The organism is Sphingobium sp. (assembly GCF_036170395.1).
Taxonomy (GTDB): Bacteria; Pseudomonadota; Alphaproteobacteria; order Sphingomonadales; family Sphingomonadaceae; genus Sphingobium.
In genome coordinates this window covers 1-13,374 of the sequence record NZ_JAVHPD010000069.1, presented here as the reverse complement: position 1 = coordinate 13,374, position 13,374 = coordinate 1, and the positions used below count along the sequence as shown (strand labels likewise).

13 protein-coding genes are annotated in these 13,374 nt (G+C 66.8%); 10 read left to right on the top strand and 3 right to left on the bottom strand.

Features of this window, described 5'->3' with window-relative positions; translation table 11 throughout:
- Positions 1–11 precede the first annotated feature (11 nt).
- Genes V2B31_RS16985 through V2B31_RS16975 form a run of 3 tightly spaced genes read right to left on the bottom strand, consistent with a single transcriptional unit; the run spans position 12 to position 3,541 of the window.
- The gene (locus tag V2B31_RS16985; RefSeq protein ID WP_017502708.1) at positions 12–509 is read right to left on the bottom strand and encodes a PIN domain-containing protein; all 498 of its coding nucleotides are present in this window, start codon (positions 507–509) and stop codon (positions 12–14) included.
- 3 nt (positions 510–512) lie between these two features.
- Positions 513–3,020 (bottom strand): HsdM family class I SAM-dependent methyltransferase, encoded by a 2,508-nt coding sequence (locus V2B31_RS16980; RefSeq protein ID WP_017502707.1) that lies wholly within the window; start codon positions 3,018–3,020, stop codon positions 513–515.
- A complete protein-coding gene (locus V2B31_RS16975) occupies positions 3,017–3,541 on the bottom strand; it encodes a hypothetical protein (protein ID WP_017502706.1) in 525 nt (174 codons plus the stop codon). The genes V2B31_RS16980 and V2B31_RS16975 overlap by 4 nt, the downstream gene beginning before the upstream one ends.
- A 241-nt stretch (positions 3,542–3,782) precedes the next feature.
- Between V2B31_RS16975 and V2B31_RS16970 the strand changes: the two genes are divergently transcribed.
- The 10 genes from V2B31_RS16970 to trbF form a co-directional block, all read left to right on the top strand.
- Entirely contained in the window at positions 3,783–5,813 is a 2,031-nt protein-coding gene (locus V2B31_RS16970; protein ID WP_017502705.1) for a conjugal transfer protein TraG, read from the top strand.
- Positions 5,810–6,229, top strand: a complete 420-nt coding sequence (locus V2B31_RS16965) for a CopG family ribbon-helix-helix protein (protein ID WP_017502704.1) — start codon at positions 5,810–5,812, stop codon at positions 6,227–6,229. Before V2B31_RS16970 ends, V2B31_RS16965 begins: the two co-directional genes overlap by 4 nt.
- Positions 6,230–6,369: 140 nt before the next feature.
- Positions 6,370–7,356 (top strand): P-type conjugative transfer ATPase TrbB, encoded by a 987-nt coding sequence (gene trbB / locus V2B31_RS16960; protein ID WP_048938180.1) that lies wholly within the window; start codon positions 6,370–6,372, stop codon positions 7,354–7,356.
- A complete protein-coding gene (locus V2B31_RS16955) occupies positions 7,353–7,688 on the top strand; it encodes a TrbC/VirB2 family protein (RefSeq protein ID WP_007406001.1) in 336 nt (111 codons plus the stop codon). Before trbB ends, V2B31_RS16955 begins: the two co-directional genes overlap by 4 nt.
- On the top strand, positions 7,685–7,966 hold the full coding sequence (locus tag V2B31_RS16950) for a VirB3 family type IV secretion system protein (protein ID WP_017503596.1): 282 nt from the start codon (positions 7,685–7,687) through the stop codon (positions 7,964–7,966). The genes V2B31_RS16955 and V2B31_RS16950 overlap by 4 nt, the downstream gene beginning before the upstream one ends.
- Positions 7,963–10,452 (top strand): conjugal transfer protein TrbE, encoded by a 2,490-nt coding sequence (gene trbE, locus V2B31_RS16945; RefSeq protein ID WP_026109713.1) that lies wholly within the window; start codon positions 7,963–7,965, stop codon positions 10,450–10,452. Before V2B31_RS16950 ends, trbE begins: the two co-directional genes overlap by 4 nt.
- Entirely contained in the window at positions 10,449–11,165 is a 717-nt protein-coding gene (trbJ, locus tag V2B31_RS16940) for a P-type conjugative transfer protein TrbJ (RefSeq protein ID WP_017503598.1), read from the top strand. Before trbE ends, trbJ begins: the two co-directional genes overlap by 4 nt.
- 8 nt (positions 11,166–11,173) lie before the next feature.
- Positions 11,174–11,476: a putative entry exclusion protein TrbK-alt gene (gene trbK-alt / locus V2B31_RS16935; RefSeq protein WP_017503599.1), complete on the top strand. Its 303-nt coding sequence runs from the start codon at positions 11,174–11,176 to the stop codon at positions 11,474–11,476.
- Positions 11,473–12,858, top strand: coding sequence for a P-type conjugative transfer protein TrbL (gene trbL, locus V2B31_RS16930; protein WP_048938181.1), 1,386 nt, complete (start codon positions 11,473–11,475; stop codon positions 12,856–12,858). Before trbK-alt ends, trbL begins: the two co-directional genes overlap by 4 nt.
- A 6-nt stretch (positions 12,859–12,864) precedes the next feature.
- On the top strand, positions 12,865–13,374 hold a 510-nt coding region (gene trbF, locus V2B31_RS16925; RefSeq protein ID WP_328280723.1), incomplete at its 3' end, for a conjugal transfer protein TrbF.

The window sequence follows — 13,374 nt, the reverse complement described above, 5'->3', positions numbered from 1 at the left end:
GAAGGAGTCGCTCAGACGAGAAGAACGCGAAGGTCCGGAACCACCGGCGCAATCACTTGAGTGAAATCCCGGTCGGAGGTGACGACGACATAGTTTCGTTCAAGCGCTTGTGCCGCAATCCAGAGATCATTCTCATCGATCTGCAGAAGCTGGCCGCTCACACGATCGGTCCAGGCCTCGACCCAGCGTGGAATACGGCGCCTGATGTCGATCCGCGCCAGCGCGACGCTCGATTTAACGGTCGCGAAGGCATCTGCCGTGTGCCGTGTGACTTCGGCCAACGGGTGTGCCTCGGTGCTGACGAGGCACGCTTCAATGTGCGTGAGCGGCTGGCTTGCGGCGCGCGCGAGCGCTAACCCGAACCTGAGCTCGCCGACCGTTACTACCGATACGAGCTGCGCGGCTTGCGCCGGTAAGTCGGCGACTGCCTGGCGGACGGCGATATGATTGGGCCTCCGCGCGTCATAGAGCACGGACACAAGGTTCGTATCGAGCAGATAGGTGTCCATCCGCTACTGGACGTAGCGCCTGAGCCGCTCAACCTCGTGCTCCGGTGCCGGCGTGAAGACTTCGAGCGCCCAGGCGCCAGTGTTTTCGCGTAGCAGCGGGCCGACATATTCGTGCAGCGGGAGGTAGGCGGTAAAGTCCTCTGGGAACCAGCCCTTGAAGGTATGTGCGACACGCCGTTCAGCTTCATGTCCACGAAACGCTTCGAGCAATCGTCGCTCCAGACGAGGAGGCAGATCGAAGGCCTTCAAGAGCTGCGCGTCGATATCGATCAGCAACCCTTCCAACCGCTCGTCGATCTCGGGCGTGCGTAGCGCATGGGCTGCGGCGGCGCCAAGCGCGTCGCGGTAGCGCCACACTGCGGCGACCACGTCACCAAGCGCGCCCCGCTTTGGCAACGGCAGCTGCTTCATAACAACATTGGTGAGATGCTGGTTCGAGGCCCGCTCGAGGACGAAGGCGCTCGCCAGCGGGCTGTTGATCAGCGCTTCGATCGCTTCCACTGGCAGGTCTGATGTGGTCGGCCAGATGCCAAAGAACGCCTGCGACGGCACGAGCCCGCTCGCGTCTAGCGCGCCATCCAGCCGCCAGGGGCCACGCGACCGGCGCGCCACGTTGACCAGTATTTTGGGTTTGTCCCAGGCGCGCGTGAGTGGACCGAACCGATATGCGGATTCCTCGCGCATATCGACGAAGCCGGTCGTGGTGATACTAAATTGAAGAAGCGAGTCCGCGGGCTTGAAAATTCCTCTGGCAAAGCCCTCCCGAGGAACTGCGCTCCAGCCGGCAGACTGGCTGATCCACTGAAGGCCGCGATGAACTTCGGCTTGACCACCAAGCACGGGATAGTCCGCCAGATATTCCCAGACCTCGTCGAGCGCACCAATCCAAAGGTCCCCCGAACATACCAGCTTGGTGCGGCGGCGCTCGGTGGTGACCTTACCCGTCATGAGAAAATCCGGACGGCCTCGGTCGGTGACTTCGACGGAGCGCAACTGGCTCGGAAGATTCTTCGCATCAGCGTCGCGCTGGCCGGTGGCGATGATCACGGCCGCCTCCAGCCCGGCACGCTGAAAGATGCGGTCAGGAAGCGATGTCAGCTCGATCCGGTCATATGTGTCAGCGAGCAGCTGGCGCAGTTCGCCATATTGCTTCTGGCGGAGAAAGCCTTGCGGCAAAACGAAACCCAGCGCTTGGGGCTTGGCTTCGATGAGCGTCCGCAGCACCGCCATCGGCTTCGAGAACGACTTTGCCGCCATCTCGGGATAGCGCTGGCGCTCTTCGCTGTCGAAGTCCTCCCAGGGTGGGTTGCACAGGACGATGCGCTTGCCAGCGGCATCTGCTCGAAGCGCGTCTTTCTCGAACAAGTCCTTGGATGCGATTTTCCAGCCATTTGCGTTGGGGTAATCAGCAAGGATCAGCGATAGCGTCGCGACTTCACAGGCGAAGCTGTCGAGTTCCGCACCGCTGATCCGCTTGACGAGAAAAGCGTGCCGCTCCTCGCCGGTGAGCGTATCGGGAAGCTGATCGCGCAGGTGCCGCAGTGCCGCGACGAGGAACATACCCGCGCCAGCGAACGGCTCGTAGATCGTTATGTCCTCAAGATCGAAGCGGCCGAGATCGAGTTGGCCAACGACATATTCAGCCACTTGTCTGGGGGTAGAGTGCGTGCCGAAGCGTTTGCGCGTGTCAGCCGTCACCAGCGTGTTTTCGTAAACGAATGCCAAACTGTCCGACGAAATGTTCCGGAAGGTGATGGCGCCGCGAAGCGTCGTCCATGCAGTCTCCACGGCCGACGACGGAAGGGCATCGACCGCGGGCCGCAGCATATGATCGAGATGATAATAGGTCTCGATGCCGGCGAGCACATCGCGCACCGGCGCATGGGTCCATGATGTCGCGTCAGGATGCTGGCGATCGATCAGGATTTTGGCGGCAAGGAGCCTGAAGGTGGTGCGGAAAACCGCTTCTTCGCGTTGCGGATCGTCGATCCCGGACAGCAGTTGGGCAATGACTTCGCCGAGCAGCCGATCGAGCTTCACTTCGATCTCATGTTCGATCGCCGGCATCAGTCCCAGATCGACGAAGTCGAGCTGATAGGCCGTCTGGGTCTGGGCCAGCGACTTGGCGCGGTGAACCGCGTGTGGGTTCCAATTGTCGGCATTGCGCTCGAACAGCGCGTCCAGCTGGTCGAGCGGAACCCGTTCGCTCAGACGTGGCTTGCCTTCCGCGCCGACCCGCCAGACCCCGACATCTTCAGGGCTGATCGAGAACAAGATCGGCGCACCGAGCGCCCGGCGGCGTAGCACGGCGTCCGCATCGTGCGTGCCGGTAATCACGCCAAAGGCGGCCGAGCGATAGGATTCGGGAACTTGTGTGAACGCGGCAAGTGCGACGCACTGTTCCTCGCCCGCCTCCGACAGCACATCGGCGAAGCTATAGTCGTGGATGAGCGATTCCGGTCGATAGCCGATCGCACGCAGTCCCGCTTCGATTCTGGCGAGCGCGGTCACGCCGCGTCACCTTCGGCAGTGCGCAGCATGATGCCGCCCTCTGCGTCAGCCGGCGCTTCGCTTCGGCGCAATCCCACCGCCGGAAAGAGAGGGAGTTGCGCGATCGGCTCGGAGACGCCGAAGCCCTGCGACAGCGCCTCAAGATGGGCGTTGAGCCGAAGCAGGATTGCATCCTGGTCGGCCGGCAACGGATCGCTACCACCGAGCAGCGCACAGCTATCGAGTCCAAAGATAACGAGCCGGTGGTTCCACAGGCCCGGAAAGGACCGGCCGTTCAATAGCTCGCGTGCGCGAAGCAGCAGGTCGCGATGGACTTGGAGTTCGACATGGAACCGGCTGCGCATAACGACGGCGAGCCGGAGCAACAGCACTGTCTGCCAGCCGAATTGAGCCTGCTGACCCTGGCGTGATGCCGGGACGTCCGGATGAATGAGCCTGCGCCGCACGGTCCATTCGCGCAGCTGATCAGCCGAAAGCCCGGTCAGCTTCAGGACATCCCGCGATCCGATTAGACGCACCATTTTTCTCCGGTTCGGGTATGATGCCCGAACTTGGATCGGGTATCATACCCATTCTGGTTGGTAAAGCACCTTGTTCTCGATCTGTCCGCTCTGATAGCGCGCGACATACGGGACCGTTCAATCGATCACCGTCGAAAACATAGCAGACTAAACTACGCTACTCCCTGTATTTCTACGCTAGACTTCCCTCAACAATAACAGTGACTTGATTTGATGTCCGGTACGCATCGACCTCGGTGCCATGTCGGCAACCAAAATCCTTTGGGGTCAGGTCTTCACGGTCTTCCTGATCGTGCTCGCAGCCATTTGGGCCGCGACGCAATGGACGGCCGCAGCGCTCGCCTATCAGCCCCAGCTTGGGGCGCCCTGGTTCATGCTCGGCGACTGGCCGATCTATCCGCCGCCGGCCTTCTTCTGGTGGTGGTTTTCGTTTGACGCCTACGCGCCGGAGATATTCCAGACCGGCGCGTTCATCGCTGTGTCGGGCGGGTTCGCCGCGATCGTCGTCGCCATCGGCATGTCGGTCTGGCGTGCGCGCGAGCTGAAGAACGCCGAGACCTATGGCTCGGCGCGCTGGGCGACGCGCGGGGAGATCGCCGCCGCTGGGCTGCTGGGCGACAGCGGCGTCATGCTCGGTCGGCTCGGGCGCGACTACCTGCGCCACGACGGCCCCGAGCATGTGCTGTGCTTCGCGCCGACCCGGAGCGGCAAGGGCGTCGGCCTGGTCGTGCCGACGCTGCTCACCTGGCCGGGCTCGGCGATCGTGCATGACATCAAGGGCGAGAATTGGCAGCTCACCGCCGGCTTTCGCGCCCGGCACGCGCGGGTGCTGCTGTTCGATCCGACCAACGGCGCGTCGGCCGCCTACAACCCCCTGCTCGAAATCCGCAAGGGCGCCTGGGAAGTGCGCGACGTGCAGAACGTCGCCGACGTGCTGGTGGACCCGGAAGGTTCGCTGGAGAAGCGCAACCACTGGGAGAAGACCTCCCATGCCCTACTGGTCGGCACGATCCTCCATGTCCTCTACGCCGAGGCCGACAAGACGCTGGCGGGCGTCGCCGCCTTCCTGTCCGATCCCCGCCGCCCGATCGAGAGCACGCTATGGGCGATGATGACGACGCCGCATTTGGGGGAGGCCGGCGTCCATCCCGTCGTCGCCTCGGCCGCGCGCGAGCTGCTCAACAAATCGGCCAACGAGCGATCGGGCGTGCTCTCGACCGCCATGTCGTTCCTCGGCCTCTATCGCGATCCCGTCGTCGCGCAGGTCACGCGCACCTGCGAATGGCGCATCAAGGATCTGGTCGAGGGCGAGCTGCCGGTCACGCTCTACCTCGTCGTGCCGCCCAGCGACATCTCACGCACCAAGCCGCTCATTCGCCTCATCCTCAACCAGATCGGGCGCCGGCTCACTGAGGACCTGAAGGCGCGGCAATCGCGCCACCGGCTGCTGTTGATGCTCGACGAGTTTCCGGCGCTCGGCCGACTCGACTTCTTCGAGAGCGCGCTGGCGTTCATGGCCGGCTACGGCATCCAGAGCTTCCTCATCGCCCAGAGCCTCAACCAGATCGAGAAGGCTTACGGGCCGAACAACGCGATCCTCGACAATTGCCATGTGCGCGTGAGCTTCGCCACCAACGACGAGCGCACCGCCAAGCGCATCTCGGACGCGCTCGGCACCGCGACCGAGATGCGGGCGATGAAGAACTACGCCGGCCACCGGCTTTCGCCCTGGCTCGGGCATTTGATGGTGTCGCGCTCTGAGACCGCCCGCCAACTCCTCACCCCCGGCGAGATCATGCAGCTACCGCCCGACGACGAGATCGTCATGGTCGCGGGCATCCCGCCGATCCGGGCAAAGAAGGCCCGCTACTTCAAGGACCGGCGGTTCACGCAGCGGGTGATGTCGCCGCCTGACATGAATGTCGGAGGCGGCCCGCCGCGCCCCGACGACTGGAGCGGCCTGGCGCCGATCGAGGCGCCGCCGATGCCCGAGCCGATCGAGCATGAATCGCCCAAGAAGCCGATGAAGAAAAAGGCCGCCAAGAAGGCGGGTGCTGAGGACGATGCCGCGAACGGGGACCTGCGCCGCGAGCCGGCGCTGGAGCCCCACATCGACATCGCGCCGACGCCCCGGCCCGCGCCCGCCAACGAGTTCGAGCTGGACGAGCCGGACCCCGATAGCGATGCGGCGCGGCAGGCGACGGTGCGCCGCCAGATGCAGCGCGTGGCCCGGCAGGCGTCGCTCGATCCCGAGGACGGCATCGAGCTATGAGCACCAAGACGCCGCTGTCGGTCTATCTTGACCCCGAGCTGATGCGCGCGCTCGCCGCCTATGCCGACCGCAGGGACAAGTCCCGGTCGCTGATCGCCGAGGCGGCCATCGCATCCTTCCTGTCGCCCGACGCCGACGAGCAGCGCGAGGCCGCCATCGCCAAGCGTCTCGACAAGCTGGACCGCCGCATCACCCGGCTGGAGCGCGACACGGGGATCGGTGTCGAGATGATCGCGCTGTTCGTGCGCTTCTGGCTGTCGAACACTCCGCCGCCGCCCGAGAGCGAGCGGGCCGCGATGCGTCGCCAGGGCGGCGACCGCTACGACGCCTTCATGGATGCGCTCGGCCGCCGACTCGCGAAGGGTTCGAAGGTCAGGCAAGAAATTGGCGAGGACTTTCCGCTCCAAGAAGAATGAGCTGACTACGCCAGTTCTTGTATCTCTACGCCAGACTACGACGACCACATTTACTTATTGAAGCACGGTCTTTTCTGCCTCTCTTGATGTGCCCCTGACGCCGGGCGGCGGCTCGCCCGGCCCTCATCAGGGGCTTTTTTTTGACCGTCCATCCGATCCGTTCCGAGGCGAAGACACGCGGCGCGCGGATGCTGCGCACGGCGCTCGGCCCGTCGATCGCGGCCTGGCTCGACGATGCCGCCGTCATCGAGGTGATGCTGAACCCGGACGGCCGGCTGTGGGTCGATCGGCTCGGCGAAGGCATCAGCGACACCGGCATGAAGCTGGCCGCCGCGGACGGCGAGCGCATCGTTCGCTTGGTCGCGCACCATGTCGGCGTCGAGGTTCATGCCCGGTCCCCGCGCGTCTCGGCCGAGCTGCCCGAAGGAGGGGAGCGGTTCGAGGGGTTGCTGCCCCCCGTCGTCGTCGCGCCCGCCTTCGCGATCCGCAAGCCCGCCGTCGCCGTCTTCACGCTCGATGAATACGCGGCGGCCGGGATCATGTCGCCGGCCGAGGCCGCGGCGCTGCGTGATGGCGTCGCCGCCCGCGCCAACATCCTCGTGGCAGGCGGGACCGGCAGCGGCAAGACCACGCTGGTCAATGCGCTCCTGGCCGAAGTCGCCAAGACCACCGACCGCATCGTCCTGATCGAAGACACGCGCGAGCTTCAGTGCGCCGCGCCGAACCTCGTCGCCATGCGGACCAAGGATGGCGTCGTCACGCTGTCCGATCTCGTGCGGTCCAGCCTGCGGCTGCGCCCCGACCGCATCCCCATCGGCGAGGTGCGCGGCGCCGAGGCGCTCGACCTCCTCAAAGCCTGGGGCACTGGCCACCCCGGCGGCATCGGCACCATCCACGCCGGGACCGCGCTCGGGGCGCTGCGCCGCATGGAGCAGCTCATTCAGGAGGCCGTCGTCACGGTTCCCCGCGCGCTGCTCGCCGAGACCATCGACCTGATCGCCGTGCTGGTTCGCGACGGGCACGGTCGCCGCCTCGCCGAGCTGGCTCGCGTCGAGGGGATCGACGCCGAGACCGGCGATTACCGCCTGACCCCCCTCGCACCCCCCAACCTCGGAGACGCACCATGATCCATGCCCTTCGGCATGGCGCACGCCGCGCCATGCTCGCCGCCACCGCCAGCGTCATCGCGCTCACCATCTCGGCGCCCGCCCACGCGGGCGGGTCGTCGATGCCGTGGGAAGCCCCGCTGCAATCCATCCTCGAAAGCATCGAGGGGCCGGTCGCGAAGATCATCGCGGTCATCATCATCATCGTGACCGGCCTCACCTTGGCCTTCGGCGACACCTCGGGCGGCTTTCGCCGGCTGATCCAGATCGTCTTCGGCCTGTCGATCGCCTTCGCCGCGTCGAGCTTCTTTTTGTCGTTCTTCTCGTTCGGCGGCGGGGCGCTGATCGCATGACGGGCGCGGCCGATCCCGTCGAGCCGATCGCCGGCTTCTATGCGCCGGTCCATCGGGCGCTGACCGAGCCGATCCTGCTCGGCGGCGCCCCGCGCTCGCTCGCCATCGTCAACGGCACGCTCGCCGGCGCGATCGGCCTCGGCCTTCGCCTCTGGATCGCCGGGCTGGCGATTTGGGCAATCGGTCATGCGTTGTCGGTTTGGGCCGCGCGCCGTGATCCGCAGTTCGTGGACGTGGCCCGGCGGCACCTCCGCTATCCGGCGTGGATGCGGCCATGATGGGCCTGCGCGAATACAGGAATCGCGCCGCCCACCTGGCCGACTTCCTGCCCTGGGCCGCGCTGGTCGGCGAGGGCGTCGTTCTCAACAAGGACGGCAGCTTTCAGCGCACGGCGCGTTTCCGTGGCCCCGATCTCGACAGCGCCACACCCGCCGAGCTGGTCGCCACCACCGCGCGGCTCAACAACGCGCTCCGGCGTCTCGGCTCGGGCTGGGCGATCTTTGTCGAGGCGCAGCGCAGTCCCGCGCTCGACTACCCCGATTCCGATTTTCCCGATTCGGTCTCGGCGCTCGTGGACATGGAGCGCCGCGAACAGTTCCGCGAGGAAGGCGCGCATTTCGAGAGCGCCTATTATCTCACCCTGCTGTGGATGCCGCCGGCCGAGGAAGCGGCGCGCGCGGAAGGGTGGCTCTACGAGGGCCGGTCCACCAGCGGCGTCGATCCGTGGGAACTGCTCAAGGGCTTCGCCGACCGCAGCGACCGCGTTCTCAATCTGGTCGAGGGCTTCGTGCCCGAGGTCCGCTGGCTCGATGACGGCGAGACGCTGACCTACCTGCACAGCACCACCTCAACCCGCCGCCAGCGCGTGCGCGTGCCGGAAACTCCGATGCACCTCGACGCGCTACTCGCCGACGAGCCGCTGACCGGCGGGCTCGAACCGAAGCTCGGCGAGCACCATCTGCGCACGCTCACCATCGTCGGCTTCCCGAGCGTGACCTTCCCCGGCCTGCTCGACGAGCTGAACCGGCTCGCCTTCGAGTATCGCTGGTCCACCCGCGCGCTGATGCTCGACAAGACCGACGCGACCAAGCTGCTGACCAGGATCAGGCGGCAATGGTTCGCCAAGCGCAAATCGGTCGCGGCCATCCTCAAGGAAGTCATGACCAACGAGGCGTCCACGCTGCTCGACAGCGACGCCTCGAACAAGGCCGCCGACGCCGACACCGCCTTGCAAGAGCTGGGCTCCGACTATGCCGGCATGGCCTATGTCACCGCGACGGTGACGGTGTGGGACGGCGATCCCGCCATTGCGGCCGAGAAGCTGCGGCTGGTCGAGAAGGTCATCCAGGGCCGCGACTTCACCGTGATCCCCGAGGGGATGAACGCGATCGAGGCATGGCTGGGGAGCCTGCCCGGCCACACCTACGCCAACGTCCGGCAACCGCCGATCTCCACCATCAATCTCGCCCATCTGATCCCCCTGTCAGCAGTATGGGCGGGGCCGGAACGGGACGAGCACTTCGGACAACCCCCCTTGCTCTATGGCAGGACCGAAGGCTCGACCCCGTTCCGGTTTTCCCTTCACCCCGATGGCAGCGATGTCGGCCACACGCTGATCGTCGGCCCGACCGGCGCGGGCAAGTCGGTGCTGCTCGCGCTAATGGCGATGCAGTTCCGCCGCTACGAGAACGCCCAGGTCTTCGCGTTCGACTTCGGTGGCTCGATCCGCGCCGCCACGCTGGCGGCGGGCGGAGACTGGCAGGATCTCGGGCTGTCCGACGACGGCGACGGCAGCGTCCAGCTACAGCCGCTCGCCCGTATCGACGATCCGGCCGAGCGCGCATGGGCGGCCGAATGGCTGGCGGCGATCCTCGCCAGCGAAGGCGTCCCCGTCGATCCGCAGGCCAAGGAGCATCTGTGGTCGGCGCTCGGCTCCCTTGCCAGTGCGCCCGTGCCGGAACGCACGCTGACCGGGCTCGCGGTTCTGCTCCAGAGCCAGCAGCTCAAGCAGGCGCTCGCCCCCTATTGCCTTGGTGGACCGTGGGGCCGGCTGCTCGATGCCGAGGTCGAACGGCTCGGCGAAGCGTCGGTGCAGGCGTTCGAGACGGAGGGCCTGGTTGGCGGCGGATCAGCCGCCTCCGTCCTGTCCTACCTGTTCCACCGGATCGAAGGCCGGCTGGACGGCTCGCCGACGCTCATCATCATCGACGAGGGCTGGCTGGTTCTCGACACCCCCGACTTCGCAGCCCAGCTCCGCGAATGGCTTAAGACCTTGCGGAAGAAGAACGCCAGCGTCGTTTTCGCCACGCAGAGCCTGGCCGACATCGAAACCTCTAACATCGCGCCGGCCATCATCGAGAGCTGCCCGACGCGCATCTTCCTGCCGAACGAGCGCGCCGCCGAGCCGCAGATCGCCGCCATCTACGAACGGTTCGGCCTCAACGCTCGCCAGATCGAAATCCTCAGCCGGGCCACGCCCAAGCGCGACTATTACTGCCAGTCGCGGCGCGGCAACCGGCTGTTCGAGCTGGGGCTAGGCGAGGTCGCGTTGGCCTTCGCCGCCGCGTCTTCCAAGACCGATCAGCTCCGCATCGCCGAACTGGTCGAGACCCACGGCCGCGAGCGCTTCGCCGCCGAATGGCTGCGCCATCGCGGCCTGGCCTGGGCGGTCGATCTTCTTCCCGAACCCCAACTCGATCCGCTGGCCGGTCGCCGGGAAGATGCCGGCCAGCTCCCCCTTGCCTTGAAGGACACGACCCCATGAAACCCAATATCCTGCGCCGCGCCATGCTGGCCGGCGCCATCGCCACATCGAGCATGATCGGCATCACCGCCGCCACGCCGGCGCACGCTCAGTTCGGCGGGATCGTCTATGACCCGACCAATTATGCGCAGAACGTGCTGACGGCCGCGCGGTCGCTCCAGCAGGTCAACAACCAGATTCAGCAAATCCAGCAGCAGGCGACCAGTCTCGTCAACGAGGCGCGCAACCTGGCTTCGCTGCCGTTCAGCTCGCTCCAGCAGTTGCAGCAGCAGGTGCAGCGCACCCAGCAGCTTCTCGGCGAGGCGCAGCGCATCGCTTATGACGTGCAGAACGTCCAGCAGGTGTTCAACGGCCGCTACAAGGGCGCGGCGCTCACCGGCACCCACGCGCAGATGGTCGCCAACGCCAATGCCCGCTGGGAGGATAGCGTCGGCGCCTTTCAGGATGCCTTGCAGGTGCAGGCCGGCGTCGTCGGCAACATCGAAGGCGCCCGCACGACGATGTACAGCCTGGTCTCGGCCAGCCAGTCGGCGACCGGCGCGCTCCAGGCGACGCAGGCGGGCAACGAGCTCCTCGCGCTGCAATCGCAGCAGCTCGCCGACCTCACCGCCGCGGTCGCGGCGCAGGGCCGGGCGCAGGCGCTGCAATCCGCCCGCCAGGCGGCCGAGGAGGCCGAAGGGCGCGAGCGGTTCCGCCGCTTCATGGGCAACTGAGACGCCCGATGTCGCGCACGGCGAAGATCGCAGGGGTGGCGGCGCTGGCCGGGCTGATGATGACGGTGGCGATCGTCGCCGCCGTCCAGCCCGATGAGCCTGCGCCCGCGCCCCCGCTCTTCCTGCCGGCGGACGAAGGCCAGGCCAGGCTCGCCCGCGAGCTGGATCGCTGCGCCTCGCTCACCAAGCCGGATAGTGGCTGCGAGGCGGCCTGGGCCGTCAACCGCCGCCGCTTCTTCCGCCAGGACGAGCCCCCGCCCGAGATCGAGCGCGGCAGCGACACGGCGCCGGATGAAGGCACCCGGCCATGAACGACACCGGCGTTATCGACAATTTCCTCAACATCTTCACCGGCTACATCGACTCAGGCTTCGGCCTGCTCGGCGGCGAGGTCGCGTTCCTCTCGACCACGCTGATCGCCATCGACGTAACGCTCGCCGGCCTGTTCTGGGCCTGGGGCGCGGACGAGGACGTGCTTCAGCGCCTCGTCAAGAAGACGCTCTACATCGGCACCTTCGCTTTCATCATCGGCAATTTCTCGCTGCTCGCGACCATCGTGTTCGAGAGCTTCGCCGGGCTCGGCCTCCAGGCCAGCGGCGGGGCGATGACGATCGACGAGTTCATGAAGCCCGGCACGATCGCGGCGAAGGGGCTCGAAGCCGCCAAGCCGCTGCTCGATGCGGCGGGCCAGTTCTCCAGCCTTTGGGCCGTGTTCTCCAACCTCGCGCTGATCCTCGTGCTGCTGCTCGCCTGGGTGATCGTGGTGCTCGCCTTCTTCATCATCGCCGTGCAGGTCTTCATCACGCTGATCGAGTTCAAGCTGGTGACGCTGGCCGGCTTCGTCCTGCTGCCCTTCGCCTTCTTCAACAAGACCGCCTTCATGGCCGAGAAGGTGCTGGGCCATGTCGTCTCGACCGGCATCAAGGTGCTGGTGCTCGCCGTCATCACCGGCATCGGCACCACCTTGTTCAGCCAGTTCACCGGCGCTGCCCTCGGCCCCGCGCCCGACATCAATCAGGTCATGGCCATCGCGCTTGCCGCGCTGTCGCTGCTGGGCCTGTCGATCTTCGGCCCCAGCATTGCGAACGGCATCGTCTCGGGCGGCCCGCAGCTCGGCGCGGGTACGGCGGCCGGGACCGCGCTGGCGGCAGGCGGCGCGCTGATCGGAGGCGCCGCCGCCGCACGCCTTGGCGTGGGCGCGGCCGGGTCCGCAGTCGGTGCGGCCGGCCGGATGACCGGCGCCGCCGCGCGTGGTGGCGCTCAGATGGCAGGCGGTGCCACCAGCGCCTACAGCCTCGGCTCGTTCGGCAAGAGCGGTGCAGGCGCTGTTGCGGGCGGCATGGCCGCTGTCGGCCAAGCGGCGGCGGGAAGCGCGGCGAACGCCGTCCTTTCGCCCTTGCGCAAGGCGGCCGCCAAGGGCGGCGAGGCGATCAAGTCCAATTTCCGCTCCGGCGCCCGTGCCGGATTCACCGCAACCGGCGGCACGATCACCGGCGGGCCGGCATCCGCCGCCCCGGCGGCTGCAACCGCTGGCGGTTCCGCGTCGGCCGGCGCATCCGCCCAGCCTGAATGGGCCGCCGCGATGAAACGCCGCCAGGCCGTCAGCCACGGCGCGACCGTCCTCGCCCACACCATGAAGGCTGGCGACAGCCACGGCGGCGGCGCCGGTCCCGACATCAAAGAGAAGGACTGACCTCCCATGTTCCGACGCCCCACCATCCGCTACGGCCAGACGCCCGAACCCACGACACCCTATCAGCGCGCAGCCCAGCAATGGGACGACCGCATCGGCTCCGCGCGCGTGCAGGCGAAGAACTGGCGCCTCGCCTTCTTCGGCGCGCTGGCGCTCTCGGGCGGCCTTTCCGCCGGTCTCGTCTGGCAATCGGCGCGTGGGCATATCGTGCCCTGGGTGGTGCAGGTCGATCGGCTCGGCGAGGCCCAGGCCGTCGCCCCCGCCGAGGCGGGCTATCGCCCGACCGATCCGCAAATTGCGTTCCATCTCGCCCGCTTCATCGAGCAGGTCAGGGCGATCCCGGCCGATCCGGTGATCGTCCGCCAGAACTGGCTGCGCGCCTACGACTTCACGACCGATCGGGGCGCGGTGGCGCTCAACGACTACGCCCGCGCCAACGACCCCTTCGCCAATGTCGGCCGGGTGCAGGTCGCGGTGGACGTGTCGAGCGTGATCCGGGCATCGCCCGACAGCTTC

Bases quoted from the DNA above. Each gene is read 5' to 3' on its own strand.
- V2B31_RS16950 (WP_017503596.1), top strand. From the start codon at position 7,685: ATGACGGGCGCGGCCGATCCCGTCGAGCCGATCGCCGGCTTCTATGCG.
- trbJ (WP_017503598.1), top strand. From the start codon at position 10,449: ATGAAACCCAATATCCTGCGCCGCGCCATGCTGGCCGGCGCCATCGCC.
- V2B31_RS16955 (WP_007406001.1), top strand. From the start codon at position 7,353: ATGATCCATGCCCTTCGGCATGGCGCACGCCGCGCCATGCTCGCCGCC.
- V2B31_RS16985 (WP_017502708.1), bottom strand. From the start codon at position 509: ATGGACACCTATCTGCTCGATACGAACCTTGTGTCCGTGCTCTATGAC.
- V2B31_RS16970 (WP_017502705.1), top strand. From the start codon at position 3,783: ATGTCGGCAACCAAAATCCTTTGGGGTCAGGTCTTCACGGTCTTCCTG.
- trbL (WP_048938181.1), top strand. From the start codon at position 11,473: ATGAACGACACCGGCGTTATCGACAATTTCCTCAACATCTTCACCGGC.
- V2B31_RS16975 (WP_017502706.1), bottom strand. From the start codon at position 3,541: ATGGTGCGTCTAATCGGATCGCGGGATGTCCTGAAGCTGACCGGGCTT.
- trbE (WP_026109713.1), top strand. From the start codon at position 7,963: ATGATGGGCCTGCGCGAATACAGGAATCGCGCCGCCCACCTGGCCGAC.
- V2B31_RS16965 (WP_017502704.1), top strand. From the start codon at position 5,810: ATGAGCACCAAGACGCCGCTGTCGGTCTATCTTGACCCCGAGCTGATG.
- trbK-alt (WP_017503599.1), top strand. From the start codon at position 11,174: ATGTCGCGCACGGCGAAGATCGCAGGGGTGGCGGCGCTGGCCGGGCTG.